Origin of the sequence: Shewanella sp. SM69 (genome assembly GCF_025653985.1) — a bacterium.
Taxonomy (GTDB): Bacteria; Pseudomonadota; Gammaproteobacteria; order Enterobacterales; family Shewanellaceae; genus Shewanella; species Shewanella oncorhynchi.
Genome location: NZ_JAKKRV010000011.1, coordinates 98,536 through 121,182, shown reverse-complemented (window position 1 = coordinate 121,182; position 22,647 = coordinate 98,536). Strand labels below are relative to the sequence as shown.

The 22,647-nt window shown below is 46.7% G+C and carries 11 protein-coding genes; 5 read left to right on the top strand and 6 right to left on the bottom strand.

Features of this window, described 5'->3' with window-relative positions:
* Window positions 1-11 precede the first annotated feature (11 nt).
* Window positions 12-2,834, bottom strand: coding sequence for a TonB-dependent receptor (locus tag L5M37_RS15510; RefSeq protein ID WP_028760039.1), 2,823 nt, complete (start codon window positions 2,832-2,834; stop codon window positions 12-14).
* Window positions 2,835-3,329: 495 nt separating this feature from the next.
* Here L5M37_RS15510 and L5M37_RS15505 point away from each other — a divergent pair, with 495 nt between their 5' ends.
* From L5M37_RS15505 to L5M37_RS15490, 4 genes are all read left to right on the top strand, one after another.
* A complete protein-coding gene (locus L5M37_RS15505; protein WP_263201069.1) occupies window positions 3,330-4,952 on the top strand; it encodes an alpha-glucosidase family protein in 1,623 nt (540 codons plus the stop codon).
* A gap of 141 nt (window positions 4,953-5,093) precedes the next feature.
* A complete protein-coding gene (locus L5M37_RS15500) occupies window positions 5,094-6,365 on the top strand; it encodes a sugar MFS transporter (protein WP_263201068.1) in 1,272 nt (423 codons plus the stop codon).
* A gap of 143 nt (window positions 6,366-6,508) precedes the next feature.
* Entirely contained in the window at window positions 6,509-7,723 is a 1,215-nt protein-coding gene (locus L5M37_RS15495) for an RsmB/NOP family class I SAM-dependent RNA methyltransferase (RefSeq protein ID WP_263201067.1), read from the top strand.
* A gap of 148 nt (window positions 7,724-7,871) precedes the next feature.
* The gene (locus L5M37_RS15490; RefSeq protein WP_263201066.1) at window positions 7,872-10,136 is read left to right on the top strand and encodes an EAL domain-containing protein; all 2,265 of its coding nucleotides are present in this window, start codon (window positions 7,872-7,874) and stop codon (window positions 10,134-10,136) included.
* Between the two features lie 187 nt (window positions 10,137-10,323).
* Here the strand turns inward: L5M37_RS15490 and L5M37_RS15485 are convergent, their stop codons facing one another.
* Window positions 10,324-11,337: a D-alanine--D-alanine ligase gene (locus L5M37_RS15485; protein WP_263201063.1), complete on the bottom strand. Its 1,014-nt coding sequence runs from the start codon at window positions 11,335-11,337 to the stop codon at window positions 10,324-10,326.
* Between the two features lie 321 nt (window positions 11,338-11,658).
* Between L5M37_RS15485 and L5M37_RS15480 the strand changes: the two genes are divergently transcribed.
* On the top strand, window positions 11,659-12,129 hold the full coding sequence (locus L5M37_RS15480) for a GNAT family N-acetyltransferase (RefSeq protein WP_263201061.1): 471 nt from the start codon (window positions 11,659-11,661) through the stop codon (window positions 12,127-12,129).
* 164 nt (window positions 12,130-12,293) lie between these two features.
* Here the strand turns inward: L5M37_RS15480 and L5M37_RS15475 are convergent, their stop codons facing one another.
* From L5M37_RS15475 to recC, 4 genes are all read right to left on the bottom strand, one after another.
* Window positions 12,294-12,689 (bottom strand): hypothetical protein, encoded by a 396-nt coding sequence (locus L5M37_RS15475; RefSeq protein ID WP_217363085.1) that lies wholly within the window; start codon window positions 12,687-12,689, stop codon window positions 12,294-12,296.
* 95 nt (window positions 12,690-12,784) lie between these two features.
* Entirely contained in the window at window positions 12,785-14,983 is a 2,199-nt protein-coding gene (gene recD, locus L5M37_RS15470) for an exodeoxyribonuclease V subunit alpha (RefSeq protein WP_263201060.1), read from the bottom strand.
* Window positions 14,980-18,777: an exodeoxyribonuclease V subunit beta gene (gene recB, locus L5M37_RS15465; RefSeq protein WP_263201057.1), complete on the bottom strand. Its 3,798-nt coding sequence runs from the start codon at window positions 18,775-18,777 to the stop codon at window positions 14,980-14,982. Before recB ends, recD begins: the two co-directional genes overlap by 4 nt.
* On the bottom strand, window positions 18,774-22,571 hold the full coding sequence (gene recC, locus L5M37_RS15460) for an exodeoxyribonuclease V subunit gamma (RefSeq protein ID WP_263201056.1): 3,798 nt from the start codon (window positions 22,569-22,571) through the stop codon (window positions 18,774-18,776). The genes recB and recC overlap by 4 nt, the downstream gene beginning before the upstream one ends.
* Between the last annotated feature and the right edge of the window lie 76 nt (window positions 22,572-22,647).

Sequence of the window (22,647 nt, the reverse complement as noted above, 5' to 3'; positions counted from 1 at the left end):
TTTGGGGTAGTTTATAAAGAGTAACTTAACCCTAGGAAGTACTGTCTACCGAAGTATTGGATTGTTCCTGTTTGATGTTCTTCACCAAAATAGGTTTTGTTCGGCTCATCGGTTAAGTTATTAATTTGGAATAAGAACTTAAGTCCATTTTCCAGTGCGTATGAAGCTTGATAATCCACAATTGTTTCGGCATCGAAGAAAGCAAGTTGTGATTCAACTGCCACTTGTTCTGAAACATAGCTACTACGATATCTCATGCTGACGCGAGTATCGAAACCATCCAGAGTATAGAACAAGGTGGTGTTGAGTACGCTTTCTGATAACCCTGGTAATGGAATGGTTAAGTTTGAACCACTTAAATCTGTGGTAAATTCCACTTCACTGTCTGAATACGAGTAGCTGCCAGTGAAGCCAAGACCGCTGAGTGGCGATGGTAGGAAATCAAAGACTTGGGTATAACCTAACTCAACACCACGAATGTAGCCGCCATTGTCGTTGTTGATCGCAGTTTGATATTGACCTTCATCTTTCACTACTGGGAATTCAACACCATTATCGATAATAGTATCGGGGACGATAAATCCATTACCTTCAAAATCAAATGGTTGGATTGTAAAGTTGTTGATAAAGGATTTAATATCTTTGTAGAACAAGGCTACGACAACCGCACCTTCAGAATCTTCAAAATAGTGCTCGTAAGATAAGTCGTATTGATCTGCATAGAACGGATCGAGTAGAGGACTGGTGTTACCCCAAGCATTGTACTTTTTGTATCCTGGTGTAGCAGAATCGTCATACCAAGATCCCATGCCTGACTTTAGCTTGTCGATTGGAGGACGTGACATCACAGATGCTGCAGCAAAGCGCAGTTGATCATTTTCAGTGAGGTGGAAAGTTAAGTTGAGTGACGGTAAATAATCGGTATAGGTTTTACCTATCTCGTTACGGATATAATCGGTACTGATCACGCCAAGTTCATCAGTAATCGCTTCACCTAGACCATAGCCAACTTGTTGTAGACCTTTACTGCTTTGATCTGTTTGAACAACACGCACGCCCACGTTACCCGTGACTTTCATATCGCCTAAGTCAAACTCGAGATTACCTTGGACATAGCCAGCTAATACATCTTCATTGACCGAACCGCTTTGGATCATGGTCCAGTTATTAGACCAATTGGCAGTCGGGGTGAAAGGGGATTGTCCTGTTGCCGCTAACTGCGCGTTAACCAGCTCAATGGCTTTGTTAAAATCAACGGAAAGGAAGTTAGGGTAGCCTGATAATTCACCGCCAAAGTTGACGACATTTGTCATGTCAGTGTTCATTTGAAGCACCGGCTGGTTAGTTGGGTTTTTACCAAATTCAAAACCATAACCGGCTTGTGAACGTTGCGCATTAAACTCACGTTCTGAGTAGCGCAGACCAAAATCAACTGAAGTTAAGAAACCAGAATCTAATGCATAGTTAAAGTCTAACTTGTAGGCGACAAGATCATTTTGTTGATCGTATGGCCACATACCCACTTCTTTTAAACCCAAGGTCGCGGTATTGGTATAGTCGTTTGAAAAACTGACATCGGCCGGGCTTAAACCATGTAGTTGATAATTAATTGATTCGGCTGAGCGTACTTCATTACCTATATCATCATATAAAACGGCACGAGTGCCGCCGTTGACGAACTCACCATCGGCTTTTGAATAGCTCACATCACCTGCGACAGTTAATGCGCCGCCATTGTTCCACTCAATATTGACTGAGCCTGATGTCAGTTCTGAATATTTTGAGTCGTTATCATTGATAACAAAAACGGCAAAGTTATCAGTACCATCAGTTGATACCGTTCCGCCTGTCATAGAACCATTTTCGACAACCGCATCACTAATAGTACCGTTTTTTAATGACTTAACGCGAAAGCCTCGGGCAAAGTTTTCGGAAGTGAATTTTGAATGGAATAAATCACTTTTTACACTGAGATTGTCTGTTGGTTGCCAATGGATAGCCGCCATATAACCATCACGTGTATCATCACCGCCTTTTTGCTGTAACTCAAAACCTTCACTGATTGATTCGGCAGCACCGTCGCCATTGACATCTTTTTTATCGTCGTTGAAACGTAAACCAATGAATTGACTGGCAACATAAGGTTGGTACAAATGGGCATAGCCTAGCGCCACACCGAGTGTATCTTCAAGGAATTTGCCTTGATAGGCAAAGCTAAGACGGTTGCCATATTGATCGGCATCGGAAATCTCATCCGCTCTGTCATTAAAACTGCCGCGAGCATTGATATTAAATGATTGGTCTTTGTCGCTTTTTAAGGGATCTGCGGTTTTTAATTCTACCGTACCGGCGACGCCTCCTTCAATCAGCGAGGCTTTTGGTGTTTTATAGACGGCGGCTTGACTAATTAATTCGGATGGATATTGGTCAAACTCAATCGCGCGTTTACCGCCCGTTGTCACTTGTTCGTGTCCATTAAGCGTTGCAAAGACGAAATCACCATCAAGACCTCGAATATTGAGGCCGCTTGCTTGTCCACCAGTGCGCACAGCGGTCACGCCTGGTAAGCGAGTCAGTGCATCAGCGATTGACTGATCGGGAAGGGCGCCAAGATCATCTGCTGAAATCGATTCAGAGACGGTATCTCCAAAGCGTTTATCATTTAGTGATTTGATGACACTGGTTCTAAAGCCTTTAACTTCAATAACCTCAATCGCAGCTTCTTTTGCTTTTGCTTCCTTATCTGTGGTCACTTCATCTGCCGCATAGGAGTGCATACTGGCACCTGCGGCGATGAGCGCTAAGGTTAGCAAACTGGGTTTAAATCGCATCATATCTCTCTTCCCCTTGGAGTCGCTTTATCGCTTTGTAGAGCGTTTTATCGTTATCACCGCGTTATTTTTGCGGCCTTTTTTTGGTATATGGGCGCTTAATTGACTGCATAAGTGCTGCGTTTATGACCAAATTGTTATGCAACGGTGAAGATACTACTCCCGAGTTTCTTAGCTGAACAACAGAGTGCATACGTATTCAATACCTAGCAGAGTTAAGAATAGACTGTGATAGAGGGTGAACTCAGGGAATAAAATGATTTTATTTTGTAATCAAGTGACTGTTACTAAAAAGTAAATTTCATTGTGATGCCATGTGACTATTGGCTGCATCTTCTGCATACGTATGCAGGTGTATTGAACCTTATTTCCCTCTTCACGTATGCTCGGTAACACAAAAGAAGCCGCGATGACTTTACTCTGCAGTAACAAAACGATAACTGTTTGCTTGAGTGTGTTAGGGAAAGTTCGCTGTAGAATAATGATAAAGGGGCAACAATGAGTGAGTTAACGTGGTGGCGTGGTGCAGTGATTTACCAAATTTATCCGCGTAGCCTTTTAGATACCAATGGCGACGGCGTCGGGGATTTACGCGGCATTATCATAAAGCTGGATTACATTGCGAGTCTCAATGTCGACGCCATCTGGATTTCACCTTTCTTTAAATCTCCTATGGCAGATTTTGGCTACGACATCAGTGATTACCGTGAAGTTGACCCTCTTTTTGGCACTATGCATGATTTCGATGAATTGATTGAAAAAGCCCACGGTTTAGGTATTAAGGTCATTATTGATCAAGTATTAAGTCATACCTCGGACCAACATGCGTGGTTTATCGAGAGCCGCGAAAACCGTACGAATCCCAAGGCGGATTGGTATGTGTGGGCCGATCCTAAGGAAGACGGTACAGCGCCTAACAATTGGCTCGCGATTTTTGGCGGTTGTGCTTGGGAGTGGGAACCGCGCAGACAGCAATACTATTTACATAACTTCCTGCGTAGTCAGCCCGATATTAATTTCCATCATCCCGAAGTGCGCCAAGCTGTGCTGGATAACGTTGAATTTTGGCTTAAAAAGGGGGTAGATGGCTTCCGCTTAGATGCCATTACCTTTTGTTATCACGATGAACTGCTCAGGGATAATCCGGCAAAACCTAAGGATAAACGTCAGGGCCGTGGTTTCAGTGAAGATAACCCTTACGCTTATCAATACCATTACTACAATAATGACCGTCCGCAAACCATCGCTTTTATTGAAGATTTACGAAAGCTCATCAATCGCTATCCAGGAGCGGTGACCTTAGGCGAAGTCTCTGCCGAAGATTCTTTGGCTGTAATGGCTGCCTACACTAAGGGCGAAGATCGCCTGCATATGGCCTACAGTTTTGAGCTGCTGACTGATGATTACAGCGCAAGTTATATTCGCCAAACCGTAGAGGCTTTGGAAGCGAGCATAGGTGATGGCTGGCCATGTTGGGCTATCGGCAATCATGATGTGCAGCGCGTAGCGAGTCGTTGGGGGCAAGGTAAGCAGAATTCAGACATGGTCAAAATGCTCAATGCCATGCTAAGTTCGCTGCGCGGCAGTATATGTAGTTATCAAGGTGAAGAACTCGGTCTAACTGAGGCGCCAATTGAATATCATGAGCTGCAAGATCCCTTTGGCAAAACATTTTGGCCTATGTTTAAGGGGCGTGATGGTTGCCGTACGCCAATGCCGTGGCAGCAAGGCGCTGACTTTAGTGGTTTTAGTGATGTTTCTCCTTGGCTGCCAATTCCACCTGCGCACCAAGCGTTAGCTGTGGATCTACAAGAATCTGATGCTGATTCTATGCTCAATGGTTATCGACGTTTTCTGGCTTGGCGTAAGTTACACCCAGTGTTAGTTGAAGGTGATATTAAATTTGTTGATACAAAGGAGCCCATTTTGGCCTTTGTTCGCACCTTAGGCGATATAAAAGTGCTCGTGGGATTCAATTTAGGTGATACCGAGGTCGAGTTTGATTTCTCTGCATTTGAAATCAGTGAGTCGCTGACGGGACACGGCCTTAAAACCGCACAAATAGAACACAATCAGCTGAAGTTTTCGGCATTTACCAGCTTTTATGCAGTGTTAAAGTGAAAATGATTCATTTTTATTCGGTTGAAGTGTTATAGATACGGGATCCCAAGCCCACAGTTTGATATAAACCCGCCCACGGGCACCATGGGGAATGTAACCTTAATTAGTTCCTGATAATAAAAACATACAGAGAGAATAACTATGGCGTCATCAATTAATACCGGTAGCTACACGAGCAGCACTGGCGAAAATGGGTCGGGCAGTTATCGTTTTGCCTTGATCTCATTGACTTCACTGTTTTTTATGTGGGGTTTTATCACCTGCTTGAACGATATTCTGATCCCGCATCTTAAAGCGGTGTTTTCACTGAATTATACTCAAGCCATGTTGATCCAGTTTTGTTTCTTCGGTGCTTATTTTCTAGTCTCAATCCCTGCGGGTAACTTAGTGAAAAAGCTGGGTTATCAAAAGGGAATTGTTACAGGTCTCGTGATTGCAAGTATTGGTTGTGCGCTGTTTTATCCTGCGGCGGCCCTCGCTACTTACAACTTGTTCCTCGGTGCATTATTTGTTTTGGCATCAGGCATCACAATCCTGCAAGTGGCAGCCAATCCTTATGTCAATGCCTTAGGCAGTCGCGAAACTGCGTCGAGTCGTTTGAATTTAACGCAAGCGTTCAACGCCTTAGGCACAACGGTTGCGCCGTTTTTTGGTGCTATGTTAATTCTTTCTGTCGCCAGTTCAGTATCAGGCGATTTAGCCCAAGCGAGCGCTGAAGCAGAAGTGGTTAAACTGCCATACCTGTTACTTTCTGGCGCCTTGGCAATTTTAGCGCTGATTTTTGCGAAGTTAGATTTACCTGTGATCCGTGAGCATGATGAAAGTGTTCAAGGTGAAGTTCAGACCCATCTAGGCAAAACCAGTGCCTTACAAAGTAAGCACTTAGTGCTCGGCGCTGTGGGTATTTTCGTGTATGTCGGCGCAGAAGTGTCTATCGGTAGCTTTTTAGTTAGCTTCTTAGGTGAAAGCCATATAGCGGGTATGCCAGAAGCTGAAGCCGCCCATTACATCGCCTATTATTGGGGCGGCGCTATGGTGGGACGTTTCATTGGCTCTGTGGTGATGCAAAAAGTACCAGCAGGCTCAGTACTTGCATTTAATGCTTTTATGGCGGCGCTACTTGTGGTTGCAGCGATGACAACCAGTGGCAGCATTGCTATGTGGGCAATCCTTGGGGTGGAGTTATTTAACTCGATTATGTTCCCAACGATCTTCAGCTTAGCGCTTCGTGATTTAGGTCCACACACTTCACAGGGCAGTGGCATTCTGTGTTTGGCGATTGTGGGCGGCGCGATTTTGCCTTTATTCCAGGGCATGTTAGCGGATAATCTTGGCGTTCAGCTCGCCTTTATTCTGCCCGTGATTTGTTATGGGTTTATCCTGTTCTACGGGGCTAAAGGCTCAAAAATGTAATGGATTAAACTGACTGTGGCAAAAAAGCGATCTTAGGATCGCTTTTTTTATGGCTTTAACCTTAACTCGGCGCCAGCGCGCTTGCGTATTAGGGCCTGACCTCCTATGATCCTCCGGTTTTATCATTCATGGTGACCTTTTAAATGTTGAATTCTCCGCTTTCTGCCAGCTCGAACGAATTAGTGATCAGTATCTTAACTATGGTGCTGAGCCAAGGAAAACCCTTAGATCGGGCCTATTCTCAGCATTTTTCTGGGTTGCAATTAGTACCCGCCGAGCAGGCGCGTATCGCATTGACGACGGGTGATATCCTACGTCGTTTAAATCTATATTGTTATCTGGCGGAAATCAGCCCAGATGAGATGGAGCGTTTTGGCTCTAAATTGCTTAATGCCTGGCATTTATTCCATGGGCTTGAATTGCCTAAAATGCAATATTCGTTGCAAGTTGATGAGGCGCGTTTAGCTGAGCGCACCGAGCAAGCGAAAACTAAGCCTGTGTTGTGGGACGGTTGCCCTGAGTGGCTCGATGTTATGGGCCGTGAGCAACTAGGTGAGTCTTGGGAAAAAGAGCGCGCCGCGTTAAGTACTGCGCCGAAACGTTTTTTACGCGCTAACGGCCTTAAGGTGACTCGTGATGAACTGGCCGCTAAGCTTGCTGCCGAGTTTGTGAGCACGCTCTGTGTTGATGGGGTTGATTCCGCCCTTGAAGTGACCTCCGATTCAGCCTTGTTCCGTACACAAAGCTTTAAAGATGGCTTATTCGAGCAGCAGGATGCGGGCTCTCAGCGCGTAGCTGCGGCGCTTGATGCCAAGCCAGGCATGAAAGTGATTGATGCTTGCGCGGGTGCGGGCGGTAAAACCTTACACATAGCTGCGCAAATGCAGGGTAAAGGACGCTTGTTGGCCATGGATGTGGAGCAATGGAAACTTGACAAACTCAAAGAGCGTGCCCGTCGTAATGGGGCACACAATGTCGAAACCCGTGTTATCGCCAGCAGTAAAACCATTAAACGCTTAAAGCTCAGTGCCGATAGAGTATTGCTTGATGTGCCTTGCTCTGGTTTGGGTGTATTAAAGCGTAATCCCGATGCAAAATGGCGTGATACCGTAGAGCGTTTACCCGTGTTAATGGAACTGCAAAAACACATTTTGAGCAGTTACAGCCGCATGGTCAAAGTCGGTGGCATAGTCGTCTATGCGACTTGTTCTATCTTCCCTTGCGAGAACCGCGGTCAAGTGGATGCGTTTTTAGCCGAGAACCCCAACTTTCGCCTGATTGAGGATGAAAGTATCAGCCCAGCCGATAGCGGCTTTGATGGCTTTTACCTTGCCAAACTTGAACGTATTCAAGAATAAAGCATTGCTTTTTAGACTAAAGTAAACCTTTTACCGCGCAGGTAAAGGGTTTACTTAATTAACATTAGTGCCTAGAATTTCTTATAAGTTATAAATATTTAACATTGTTAATCAGTATTTATATTGCAACTTTGCTCTTAAGGAAATTATGGCGTACGGCGTTAACCTTCCAGATCTGCTCGATCATGCAGACGTTAAACTCGCCCACAATGTCAGCATAGCTTGTTATAGCAGTATTCTTTCTATGCTGCTTAATGGCGCACCGTTACATGAAATCTTGCACGCCTTAGTCTTAAAAATCGAAGCTCAAAAAGTAGGAACCAGAGGGTCTGTGTTACTGCTCAGTGCTGACGGTAAACGTCTGTTATTAGGTGCCGCCCCCAATTTACCCGACAGTTACAATCAAGCCATTAATGGTGTTGAAATTGGCCCCAATGTGGGTTCTTGTGGCACGGCTGCCTATTATGCGCAGCGTGTTATCGTTGAAGATATCGCTCAACATCCTTACTGGGTTAATTATAAAGAACTGCCATTACGTGCAGGTCTTAAATCTTGCTGGTCAGAACCTATCAAAGATACTCATGGTAAAGTGCTAGGCACATTTGCCATGTATTATGATACGATAAAGTCCCCAACAGAGCAGGATTTAGAGCTCATTTCAGAGGCGGCAAGACTGGCGAGTTTAGCCATTGAACGCAGTCGTGCAATGGAATTTCAGCATTTAGCTGTGAAAATTTTTGACCGGTTACCCCTTGCTCTGGTTATTTCCAATTCTGACGATGCAGTTCTCTATGCTAATCCCGCTTTCAGACATATAGTTATCCCTCAAGATACTGATATCACTAACTTTCATCCTAAGATTTTTTTAGCATCATCCCAATCTAATGAATTAGTGGGGTTATTTGAGCATTTAGCTCAGGACAGAATGTGGCAGGGTGAGTTGGTGGGTCTTAGGGGAAATGGCGAGGAGTTTTATCTTGACCTTATCGTCACGACCTTCCGAGAATCCAATGGTCAGCAACCCTGTTTTGCATGGCTATTTTCAGACATTAGTGAACGTAAGAAAGCGGCGCAGCTGATTAAGTATCAGGCCAATAATGACTCTCTTACCGGACTTGCTAACCGCAATGCGTTATTCAAGCAGATCCAAGCGTTAATTACCTCCGACAGTTTGACACCCGGCTTTAGTTTTATGTTGATGGATTTAGATAACTTTAAGCAAGTCAACGACACCCATGGCCATGACAAAGGAGATGCACTGTTAGTGCAAGTGGTTAAACAGATCAGCGAGTGTGTTGATGACACTATGGTGTTTGCACGCTTAGGAGGGGATGAGTTTGCCTTGCTATTACCTGGGATTGTTAACCAGAAAGAATTGGCACAAATTGCAGATACAATTAACAAAAATGTGGCAAAACATTATGTGCTAGCCGATGGAAAAGGCGTTTATAGCTCGGTAAGTATAGGGATTGCACGTTTTCCTGAAGATGCCCTCGATCTTGAACAGTTGTTAAATTGTGCCGATCAGGCCATGTATATTTCTAAGGCAAATGGCCGCAATCGATATCATTTTTTTACTGAACAAATGCAGCTAAATGCCGAGCGTGTTGCTAGCCTTCATAATCAGCTTAAGCAGGCATTAGATCAGCATACCTTCGAGCTTTATTACCAACCTATAGTCAATGCGACCACTGGACTGATTGTCCGTGCTGAAGTGCTGTTGCGCTGGCAGCATGAGGGAACGTTTATTCCACCCGATGAATTTATTCCAATCGCTGAGAACAGTGGTTTAATCGTTGATATTGGTCGAGATGTTCGCCTTGGTGCTATGCAGACTATTTTAGAAATGCAGGAACGAAATTGGCCCATTAATTTATCGGTGAATGTCTCGACTTTTGAGTTTTGGTCCCATGAACTACAAGATGCCTTTGTGGAATCCTTTGCTGCGATTACCGAGCAACTTGAGGTGACAGATTTCCCCTATGACAGATTAACCCTTGAGATCACTGAATCTTTGCTGATGAAGCAACATACGTATCTGATTGATGTGCTTAATGGTTTGCGGGTTAAGGGGATTAAAATTTCTTTGGATGACTTTGGCACTGGCTATTCGTCCTTGTCCTATTTGGCTAATTTCCCGATCGATCAAATTAAAATCGATAAGAGCTTTATCGACAGATTAGATGAAGGCAAACGTCACGAAGCGTTGGTGGAGGCCATAGTGCGTTTAAGCCATGCGTTAGATTTAACTGTGACGGCAGAAGGGGTAGAAACTGAGTCCCAGCTTAAATTTGTAATGGCGAATCATATTCAAGAAATTCAAGGCTATTTATTTTATAAGCCTATGCCCAAAGCTGCATTCTTTGCCCTGTTGGCAAAGCAAGCTGAGCTGCATAAGGAGTTTGACGTTTGACCTAGATGTGAGGGCGGCTTAATCAGTGACAGTCTGATTTTAATATAGGGTTTAGATTAAGGTAAGAATTCAAGTTTTAGATATTATTCATTGAAAGTAATAAAAAGAGCGCCGAGGCGCTCTTTTTATTACTGGAAACAGGTGCTGCACTGAGTCTCTGAGTTTACATTGAGTCAGGTGGCGAGCGCTAAGATTTAGCGGTTATCTGGCTGTTAATCACTAGACTCAAGTATTCAGTAAAGTCATGACCGTGATTTTGCAGCATTTTGGGGAACATAGAAATCGGCGTAGAACCTGGGAAGGTATTGATTTCATTTAGTAAAATTTCATTGTCCGCGGTTAAGAAAAAGTCGATGCGCGATAGGTGACGCAATTTCATACCTTTAAATGCTTTGATTGCATAGGCGCGGATTTGTTCACTGATCTCAGCTGACACATGCTGTGCCACCACATCGGTGCGTGCTTTACTATTTTTGGCGTATTTCTCATCGAAGGTGTAGAAGGTGTGGGTATCACAGATGATTTCACCTGGTACTGTCGCCACCACTTCACCGTTGTACTCGTATACTGCGACTTCTAACTCACGGGCTTTAATGGTTTTTTCAACGATAACATAGGGCGCATAGCCGAAAGCATCTTTAAGCACGCCGGCGACTTTATCGCTGTCATCGACTTTATAACAACCAACTGAGGAACCCTGTGAGGCTGCTTTAACGAAGATGGATCCCCATAGTGCTAATGCGGCTTGGGTTTGCTCTATTGCTGCATCATCGAATTGGTTTAGAAAAATATACGGGGTATTCGGAATACCTAAGGCCGAGAACCACATTTTAGCGGTGATCTTATTAAAGCAGTTGCTGCTAGCCTCGGATTCACAGCCAAAATAGGGCAGTTGGATCAGGTTAAAATAGGATTGAATGTCACCTGTTTCGCCGGGATAGCCATGAATGCAGGGAATGACGTAATCGACCGGCCATGGGGCTTTGCTCTCATCGCGGAAGCGAATTTCACGGCTATTGGTCAGTTCACAATCATCACCCGCAGCGGTGCGGTATTGACCAAATTTATCCAGTTCGACACGCAATACACAAAACTGCTCGGATTTTGCCAGTGAGGTTTCAAAATAATTGGCCGACATGAGTGAAATATCGTGTTCGGCACTTCCGCCGCCGCACAGCAAAAGCAGGTTGATCTTAGACATTGTGAGTGATTCCTCAAAGTGAGCAAAATCGGATGACATCGGCCTGTGGCAATACGAATATCATCCTATAGTACAGCCGCTGTCATCTTAGTTTTCTTGCCCCTATGAGTGCAAGGTTTTGCTGACTGATGGCTATTAAGTGGTGAATTTTAACGCATTACATCGCATTGCAAATATGGGGTTGTGCCTTTGTCGGGTTTATTTTGATTTTTGTGGCGTGAGATGGCAATGTCGTTGGACTATTGCTTCGTCACCGTCATCTAAACTGTGCAACCCAGTACGAGTGACACTTACTTTAGGCAGATTACAGCATGGTATCTCATGGTGAATAAAAACATTCGGTTAGCCCGCTTACAGGATACAGATAGTGTGCAGGTATTACTTGAGCAACTCGGTTATTCTTTGCCCCATGCCGCTTTAGCCCAGACGTTAAGCCAATATCAGCATGACTCTTTGCGCCGCAGTGATGAATTACTGGTGTATGAGCAACATAATGCGCAGGGTGACCTGCAAGTTGTCGCTGTGATGGCCTTAATGTTCTTTGATTATTTCCCCGCCTTGAGTCGTATCTGTCGTATAACCACAATTGTGGTGGATGCCGACATGCGGGGTCAGGGCGTTGGCTCTCAGTTGATTGCCTTTGCGAAAGAGAGGGGAAAGCAAGAGAATTGCCAGTTACTCGAACTCACTACATCGATGCAGCGCATTGCCACACAGCAATACTATGAAAGTATAGGGTTTACCAAAACATCCTTTCGCTACAGCTTAGTTTTGAGCGAACCAAACGGCTAATTCTTGGCTCGAGCGAGCATAATCAGATCCGTTGTCTTTGTGCCTTCGGGTACCGGAAAAACGTTGCGGGTGACATTGATAATTTCAAATTGATTTTAGCAACTGATATTGTCTGGCCCACCACCGATATTCAGTCATGCGAATTTGTACATTAATACCAAAGCTCAGAGTAAATAGTTCAGATCAAAACAGATGTTTAGCCCTAAGTTATAGGCATGATTTTTATGTAAATTCACCATTAACTCGACATCCATCAGTTGCGCTAAGGTCACTGGTCTCGCTTCCCAGCGCGGTGCGTGGCCAGCATCATTACAGTGTGCTAGGTATAAACGTCGCGTACTTTGATGTATGCCAAAATACGTCATATTACAACGCTGGCTAATCGTTAAATAGGGCTCAAAGTCGAGTGCGTATACCTGCATGTCTTTAAATTCTGACCACTGGATATAGCGGGTTTTTTCATAATAACGCTTAGGTAAAGCGGCATCTGGTGCTATGGCGTCAAACAAGGCAATAACGGCTTGTAGATCCTTAAGTGTAATAATGTCCTTTTTAATCAATGTTTAAATCCTTAGTTTCATGGTTAGAGTAAATCTAAAAGTCATATCTTAAAATGTAGTTCTTAAAGTGTTCCCCATTGACCACAAAGCTTCATTCACCCCCAAAGGCGGTCGGCAAGACCCGATGCGCGTTGGGTTGCTTGGCTACTGGCCCGCTCGAATACGTGCTGGGTGCCTAAGCAGGTAAAGTGGACTTTAGCGCGGGTGATGGCGGTGTAGACCAACTCTTTGGTCAGCAGTTGCCACTGGGCTAGGCTGGGGCTCGGCGGCAATACTAAGGCCACACGGCTAAATTCGCTGCCTTGGCTCTTGTGTACTGTCATGGCGTAACAGGTTTCATGGCTTGGCAAACGGGCTGGCAAGACTTTTAACAGGCTGCCATCGGCCTTGATAAAGTGCGCCATTAAACGTTCGGGTTTATCTTCATCCTGCAAAATCAATCCGATATCACCGTTAAACAGGCCTAAGTTGTAGTCATTGCTTTGGATGATAATCGGCCGACCCAGATAAAACTCCTGTAGTGGTTTAATCAGCTTGGCATTTGCCAGTGCTTGAGTCACATACTGATTGATGCCTTCAACCCCATAATCGCCCGAGCGCATAGCACATAGAATACGGTATTGGTTAAAGCGTTCAATGATGTCAGCTGTGCTTGGACGTGTGCCTACATCACTATTACTTGCATCATTGTTACTTGCATGGCTATTCAAGGCACCGAGATAAGCGCCATATTGCTGGCAGGCTTGCTCCAGAAGTGAACTGAGTCCCATATTATTAGCAGGCTCGCTCACTTTGGCTTGGGTTTGGCTTACAACCATACTGTGTTCTAACCAGCTCAATTCTGCAGGTCCCTGTTGCCATACCTGCAAAATGCCTTGAAGATCTGCGCGATTGACGGCACTGGCGAGCAGTCCAATCCCCGCATCGCCTTTAAATCTGTGGCTGTGCATTAGCATACATAAGCTATCGCCAAGTTTAGGGGCGTCGCTGATATAGGGCGTTAACTCAAAACCCGTTAACGCACTCAGACGCTGGGCTTGTTCCTTGGAATAGCGCATTTGCCACAGAGCAGGGCTGTTTGACGCTATGTTATTTTGCGCAAGGTTATTGGGAACAACTGGTATTTTAAGGCCCGCACAAATATCGGCGAGCACAGCGCCCGCCTCAACCGAGGCGAGTTGGTCTTGATCGCCGAGTAAAATCAAACTGGCGTGCTCAGGCAGTGCGCTCAGCAGCTTATACATCATGGGCAAATCGACCATAGAGGCTTCGTCGACGATTAATAAGTCGAGCCTAAGCGGATTACCTTGATGGTGGCGAAAGTGCGGCGAATTGGGGATCACCCCAAGTAGTCTGTGTAAGGTTGATGCTTCCTCTGGAATGCGCCCCAGTGCCGTTAAAAAATCTTGGCTATGTCTATTGCGAGCTTCATCAACAACATCAGTATGGGCGCTGAGTTCCTTCGCTAGACGCGCTTTTGAAGCTTTGATCGATTCGCTTAATCGAGCCGCCGCTTTTCCCGTTGGCGCGACTAAACGGATTTCCTGTTGTGATTCCATTTGTAGCAATAACAAAAGTTTAGTTACAGTGGTGGTTTTGCCCGTCCCTGGGCCGCCAGTGATCACCGACAGTTTTTTACCCAGCGCTGTGGCCGTGGCGACCTTTTGCCAATCAATAGGTGCTGTGTCTTCACTGTTAGTGAGTGAATGGGGATCGCTCACATTGGTAGGGAACAGTTGATCTAACAGTGACCTCAACTTAGCGATTTGCGGTTGCTCTTGGTGGCTTGCTTCTTCAGATAATTGCCTAGATACGCTTCCGGACAAGCGGATTAATGAGGCGGCCACTGAGGTTTCAAATTGATGATAACGTTGTAAATAGAGTCTGCCATTATCAAAAATAAGCGGTTTGTTACTGCCTGCTTGGCCGACGGCATCAAAAGTTTGTAAGGTCTCTGTGAGTGCTTCGAGGCTTAAGGTGATTTTACAATGGCTATTTTGTTCGGCCATGGGATTGAGTGGCACAATATGGGCGAGCACTAGGCAACTGTGCTGTGAAGATAATTGCTGGCTTAATAGCGCACATAGCAAAATAAATAAGGGTTGTTGGCTGTCGCTTGGATGTAAGAGACTCATTTCGAGTGCGAAATGCCGATCGAGCGGTGTGAGCAGTCGTTCTTGCTCCCACTGTTTTAACAGCTCTGGCAGCGGCGCTGTAAGCTGAATTACGCCATGATCTATCCATTTCGGCGCAGTGAGTGAATGTGCATTTAGCCCTTGGGTTGAGCGCATCATGCCGTGACTCCTGTATCTATTGCACCAGCCAATCTGCTGTGAAATAAATTGTCATTAAAAAGTGAATCTAGCGCGAGAATAAGTGCCTTCGGTGGCTTGTCGTAATAAATACCATAGCCGGGATATTGAGCCGACATTCCCCGTAAGAACAAGTAATAACAACCGCCGATGTGGCTGTCGTAGTCATAACTTGGCAGGCGTAAACTCAAATACCTGTGTAGCGCCAATGAATAGAGAATGTACTGCAAATCGTACCTGTGATCGGTTATTGCGCTTTGCAGCGCGCTCTGATGGTAGGCATTGATGTTGTCGCCTAAATGATTCGACTTATAGTCGGCGATATAATATTGACCTTGGTATTCAAAGGTTAAATCGATAAAGCCTTTGAGCATGCCCTTGAGATCATCAAACTTAAGTGTCGACTCATAGCCAAACTGCTGCAGTAGCGCATTGAGCTCAGTATCTTTAAGTTCGCTTAAGGGTAAATAAAACTCCATTTCGACTAAGGTATTCTGCGGCGATAACTTGGCTAAACACAGATCTGGATGAGCAGGTTTGACGGCGCTTACGGCTCTTACATGGCTAGTGACCTGCGACTCTAAGGCGTGCGGCATAGCGCAGAGCGGTGCATGCAGCACATCCAAATACCAAGTATGTAATACTGTTTGCCATTCGGGCGCGATACCGTATTGCAACATGGCTTTAGGCAATTGCAGCGGTAAGTCGATTTCTGCCTGCGTAAAATCAATCTCTTCTAACACTAAATGCATAAAGCTACCGGCATTGGCGCCGCGCTCAAAGTTAAAGCGATTGAGCATGTCATCCTGCAGATAATGACTTGCCTCATCAGGAATAGAGAGTGTTTGCACAGCCGTATATTCAAGCGTACCTAATATTTCATCGTCGGCACCCGGAGCGGCTTTGCCATGGCTGGTATTTTTGACTAGGCCTGAATAACTGCCGACTCGCCACGGCGTGCTGTATTGGCGGGTTAAGGTTTTCGCGCTCAGTATTTGCGCTATGTCTTGGCTTGAGGGCAATGGCCGCTCGTCTATGTCATCGGGCACCTTATCAATACTTATGGCTTCCACATTTTGAGCGAGCTGCTGCGCAGCATTGCAGATACGGGCAAAGTCACATTCTGAGTCGCCTATGCCCAATAGATAGCCGATAGCGGTTTCATGTAGCTGACTTTTAAGGCCATTTTTAAGCTGACGACTGTGATTGGCGATATACAAGTAACACAAATACACTGGGCGAGTGAGCGCCACATATAGCAAGCGCAAGTCTTCGGCCAAGGTTTCTTGTTTGGCGCGATCCCAACCCTCATCCGTGCCTTCGATATCCCACACTAGCTCTTGCTCACCTGCATCGTTGGTTCTGTGGTACAGCATAGGCGTCGGGCGGCGGCGATTATCACGGGCTAGGCTGACAAAGGGCACAAAACACACGGGATACTCAAGGCCCTTACTCTTATGGATAGTCACAATTTGCACTAGATTCTGCTCGCTCTCAAGGCGCAGCTGCTGTTCATCGGTGCCTGTGTTATCAATCAGTTGCTGTTCATACCAATTGAGTAGGGCACTCATACCATCAAGTTCGGTGGCCTTTTGCTGTAATAGTTCGGCAAGGTGGCGAAAATCCGTCAGGCGGCGCTCGCCGTTGGTGGCATCTTGCTCTTGAGCATCTACCTCAGCACTGGTGGTGTGCAGTAAACGGTCAATCAGTTTAGTGCTATTGGCAAGGCTGAGTAGCGCGGGCATGATGCCGCGTTTCTGCCACACTTGGTGCAAGTTAAAAAATTGCTCTAATAAAAGCTGTCTGTGCTCTTCATCTTGGTTAAAGGCATGGATTTGCTCGGCGCTATAACCTAATAATGCCGTGGCTAGGGCGCTGCGCAGTGCCCGTTCATCTTTTGGGTTCGCTAGAGATCGCAAAATTAACGCCATTTCCCGCGCTTCAAGGGTATCGAACACACTGTCGCGACTTAAAAACACCGCGCCTATGTGGCGTTTACTTAATGCGGTTTTCATCACAGCCGCTTCGTTGCGATCCCGCACTAAGATAGCGATGTCTTTAGCGATCAAAGGCCCTTTAGGGCTGTGGCATTCGCCATTGGCCGCATCTGTCAGTAAACGGGTAATTTGTGCCGCCGCGTCTTCGGCGAGCAAGTGTCTTGCCGTGGTTTTGTTGAGGCCGTTTTCTGCGCTTTCGCTTAAGAGTCTTAATCTTAAAGCGGCTGGATTGGCGGTTTTTTCAGTGAGGATTTTCCCTTTAGCACTGCTGGGCGTTTTCACGCTATCAAAGGGGATCGATTGACTGATAAACGGATCGTGATGCTGACTAAACAGATGGTTAACCCCAGCGACCATGTTTGCGCTTGAGCGGTAGTTGGTATCCAGATGATAGTGGGCCTGCGTATGATGACGGGCCTCAATATAGGTATGGATATCGGCGCCACGGAAGGCATAAATGGCTTGCTTAGGATCGCCAATCATCAACAGGCTGAGCTTATTTTCTGTATCGTTTTTGCCTTGCTGCTCAAACGAGTAGCGGTCTTGGTAGATGCCTGAGAAAATCGCAAATTGCAGCGGATCGGTATCTTGGAATTCATCAATAAGCGCGACGGGAAAACGTGTTGCCACGGCTTTGGGCAAGGTTTCATTATTGGCGTTTAACGCGCTCGATAATGTCGTGAGTAAATCATCGGGGGTCAGCACATTTTTTTGTTGTTTTTGCTGGGCAAATCGCTCGCTTATGCCAAGTTTCGCGCTATATAAAAATGCTGGTTTAATGGCGGCAATCAATGTGGCGAGTTGCTCCATATGATCCATTAGCGGCGCTTCGCTCACACTTGGGATCACGCCGCCCTTGTTGAGTTTTAACTCAGACAGCGATAAGGCTTCTAATTCTTTCAGTGGCGGCAACCCATGCCCGAAAGCGAGCCAGTTATCCAGCGCATCGAACATGGCGGCGAGCTTGGGGTACTTATCCGTTGCTTTGCCAAAGCGGGTGCCGTTGAGCGGCAAACTGTGTAGCAATGCCAATAAGCCATCGCGTCCCCTTGGCCAAGCTAATTTAAAGCGCTCTAAACTTTGGCGTAGTGACAGGGCTAAGGCATCAAACTTAAGCGCGGGTTTCAGAGGCTTTGCTTGACTGGCGCCAAGGAGCGGTCGCAACTGTTTGACTAAACCATCGGGCTCGCCAAATTCCTTGGCAATGATTTGCGCTAAGTAATCGGGCAGCGGATAACAGGCCTCACGCCAAAAATCCCGCACGGCATGGTGCAAAAATTCGCTGTCGTCCAAGGTAAAGTCCGATTCGAACAGCAAGGAAGACTCAAAGGCGAGATCCGATAAAATTCGCTGACAGAAACCGTGAATGGTAAAAATCGCCGCTTCGTCGAGGGATTTAAGGGCGAGATCGAATCGCCTCAGGGCAATGGCGCGATCACTCTCTGGGGTGTTGTCATACAGCGCCTGCACAAAGGGATCGGCAATCGTTAGCCCTAAGAAGCACTTAAAGGCGACTTGAATACGCCGGCGAATACGATCTCTTAACTCTTCGGTGGCCGCATTGGTGAAGGTGACCACGAGAATTTGTTCGCAGGTGAGCGGCGCAGGAATGCCATCACCAAGTAATAAGCGTAAGTAAAGACCTGAAATCGTGTAGGTTTTACCTGTGCCAGCGCTGGCCTCAATAAGACGACTACCGCCAAAGGGCAGAGTGAGAGGATCAAGCGCTTGTGGTGCAGACTGTAAGGCTTGCGTGTTCAACGGCATCTGTTCACTCATGCTTGCTCTCCCTGTGCGCTATTGCGGTTCAAATGTGGTGCGAGAGCCTGTGTTTCATTAGCAGGGCCTTGGCTCATGCCATCGTTAAGCGCAAATTCCTCAAGCTGAGCCAGTGTGTCTTTGAGATATAAACTCACCATAGGGCGATAGATACGCTCGGCTAATGCGCCAAAGCTATCCTCAGAGAAATCCCGCGGGAAACTAAATAATCGCTGGTAATGGGGTTCGTTCCCTTCACCCAATTGACTCTGCTCATCTAACCATTCGGGTAACGCTTGCTGCAAACGCTCATCGTGCTCACCCTCGCAGCTGACGTAGGCCAGTGACGTGCGCGGCATAAAACACAGTGGGTGTTGTTGGCCTTGGTAAAACAACACCAACAAATCGGCCAGTAACGCCTTGGCGCGCTCAGCAGTGATTGGAGCCAAGGCGTGGAAGTGCCCCATGTCGAGTAGATAGCTTGCATGTGTGTGGCCCATTGCCATTAAACACAGGTGGCGAAGGTACAACCTCAGCACATCGCGACCGTGTGCGCTACCAGGGCGGTAATTGACTAACCCCTTAGGGCTGATGTCATCGATACGACCTTGCAGTAACACTTGCTGGGATTTACCCGCCGTGATGGGCAAGTCAAACACGAGTTTAATATCCGCATGGCTGCTGGCTTGTTCTCCCTTGAGGAACAAGGTTCTGCCAATCAAAGGTTTAATATCATGCTGATATTGGCGCAATAGCAAATCATCGAAGGGCTGCATGGGCAAAGTGCCACTGGCTTTGAGGCGTTTAATCAGTTCAATATCGGGCTCAGTTAGGCCTTGGCCTATGGCATCGTCGAGTAACTGGGCCTGTAACATATAACGCTCTAGGGCATTCAAGCTAAAGGGCTCGTCATTATCATCGGCCTGAATATTAAGGCTGAGATCGACTTTTAACGTACGGTTGAAGAAGTACTGCGCTGGATTTCGAAAGAAACGGATCAGGGCTGACACATCCACTTGCTTACTTGGCTGTTGTTCGTGCTCAGAAGCTGGCTGTGCCTCTGTATCTGGCACTGAGTCTTGTTCATCCGCGTCTAGCATGATGCGAGTTTGCACGCCGATAAAGCGGCCCGCATGTGTGCCTGCTGCCGCAGTGGGCGGGCACCATTGCTGGCTATAACTTTGGCCTATGCCCGAGCTATTTTGGGTTCTGCTTGATCCATCTATGTTTGAGCTATCTTCGCCATCATTTTTTACTGAGGCTTGATACAACTTAGGATCGAAGGGTTGCAGTGGCTGGTGGCTGACAATTGCGTTATAGAGGGCTTTTTCGGCATCCTCTGGGTCTATGGGGCTTGAAGTTTTTTGCGATTGAGACAATAGCGTTTCAGGCAGATAGCACAGCTGACAATATTCAATCAGTTCAGAGACGAGCATAGAGGCGATACGCTCAGAGTTATCCCGTTCGCTGCGGCCAATATAGCTGATATACAGTTGTTCCCGCGCCGACAATAAGGCTTCTAAAAACAAATATCTGTCATCGAGGCGGCGGGAGCGATCGCCTTTACGGGCACCGAAATGCGCCATTAAATCAAAGCCGACGGGATGTTGAACCCTAGGATAAACCCCATCGTTCATGCCGAGTAAACACACAACCTTAAAAGGAATCGAGCGCATCGGCATCAAGGTGCAAAAGTTCACGCTTCCCGCAAGATAACGCTGGCCGACCCGAGATTCGGTTAAGCGTTGATTAAACCACTGCTGCAGCACTTCGATACTGAGGCTAAGTCCGCTTATGTTCTCTTGGGCTAGCGGCGCTAACGGGCTTATATCTAAAGAAAAAGCTAACGGTGAGGTATCTAATGGCCTGCCCGCCGATAGTAACTCTTGCTCTAGGGCGGCAATGGCATCGCGGATTTCCTGTAATTGTTCGCGTTCGTCTTCATCGGTGTCGTAGAAGGCATCTAGTAGCTCAGTTAATTCCGCTAAACGCAGGGCGCCCACTTGCGGCAGGGCGAGTATTTGCGCCGTTTCATCGAGTACTTCAATAAAATTGAGTAGCTTACCTAACGCCTGCGCCGATTGGCCTTCGATGCCAGTGACGACAAGATGGTCTTGGTAGAGCGGCGCATCGTCACTCAAGGCGTAACCTAAAATCAGCCTTTTAATACCAAAGGCCCACGAGTTTTGCTCAAACGCTGGCACACCTTGTTTAAGGCGGCTTTGTTCATCGCGGCCCCAGCGCACGCCCGCTTCATCTAACCAGCGGCGGATCAGTTGCAATTCATCGTCATCGAGCTGGAAACGGCGCAAAATGGCGGGCACTTCGAGTATGCTCAAAATGTCGGTCAGACCAAAACGACTCTGATTAATTCCAAGTAAATTTAAAAAGCTATTGATGAGCGGTGATTCCTGCGCTGCGCCGCGATCGGCAATGGCGTAGGGAATGTAATGCAGGCCTTGCTTCGCCGAGAAGACGGCATCGATATAGGGTGCGTAGGCGGCGACATCGGGCATCATGACCACTATGTCTTTGGGTGTCAGGTCGACATTATTGCTGAGTAACTCAAGCAAGTGATCGTGCAGTGTTTCGACTTCCCGCAGTGGACTGTGACAACTCTTGACTCGAATGGATTCATCGTCGCGCTTAAGCAGGCGTCTGTTCTCGACATTTTGGTACAGCTCGGCATCAGGCCCTAGTACTCTGTCTAAGGTTTGCATCTCTAAAATATCGTATTGCACGCCGTGGAGCATGCTGGCATGACTGTGTGGCGAGTTGGGATCGTCACAGGGTTCACAATACACATCGTCGCCAAAGTCGCAGTGTTCGGCGGGGAGCTCAAGCAGCATATCGAGTAATTCACGGCCCATCTTGCCGTTATTGGCAAGCAGCGGATTGCCTACTTCGAGTTTATCTTCCCACAGCTCGGCTAATTGGCGTTTACCCGCATATTGCACCGCCATGCGAGCCCGATTACGGGGATCAACAATGTCGCCCCAATAGTGCTGACACGGGCTTAAGCCTAGTACGATCACATCGATACGACTTGCTAGATGGTAAAGCACTTCAAGGGTTTGCGGCGCCATTGAGGAAATGCCAAACACAAATAAGCGTTGTGGCAATTTGGCGAGTGACGTGTCGGGATGATTCAGCGCTGCAATTAAGTCACTGTGCAGGTTGGCCCTGTGGTAATGGCTTTGATTAAGCTCATCACGATTAAAGGCAATCAGTGCGCGCCATAAAATGGGTTGCCAGCGTTGGTCTTCATTCAGCGGCTTTGTGAGTGAGTCGGGCTGCTCGTTTTGCTCCCACGCTAAAATCCAATCGGGGCGATACACTAAGTATTGGTCGAAGATATCGGCAATGCGGCCACAGAGTTGGTACAGCTTAATATCGTCAGCCGTCATATCACGGGTGTTGTGCTGTTCACTCGCGTCGGCGGCATTTGTGCTGGATTGCTGATGACTTAGATAGTGTCTCAACGGCCCAAAGGCGTCATTTTGTAGCATGCGCGGTAAGAGTTGCATCAGCTTCCACGTCATTGCCGCCTTAGTGAAGGCGTTATCCTTAGGCACATTGGGCAATAAGTCATGGCACAACTGCCAGGTAAAGCTCGATGGCAGCGGGAATTCCAGTGCGGCAGCAATTCCATTCTGTTTGGCGATTTCGAGGCGTAGCCAAGTCGACATGCCGGGACTCTGTACCAGAATATGCTCGTTACTCAGTAGACGTGCAAAAGCAAGGGGTTGGGTCAGGTAAGCGGCTAAATGGGCGCAGAGCACTTCCATCTGATTGGACTGGATTAACTTTAGCATGTGCAACTCGGCATGGTGACAATAAAACAATTCTATGTGTTTGATTTATAAGATTCAACACTATTGCAGCTTCTGT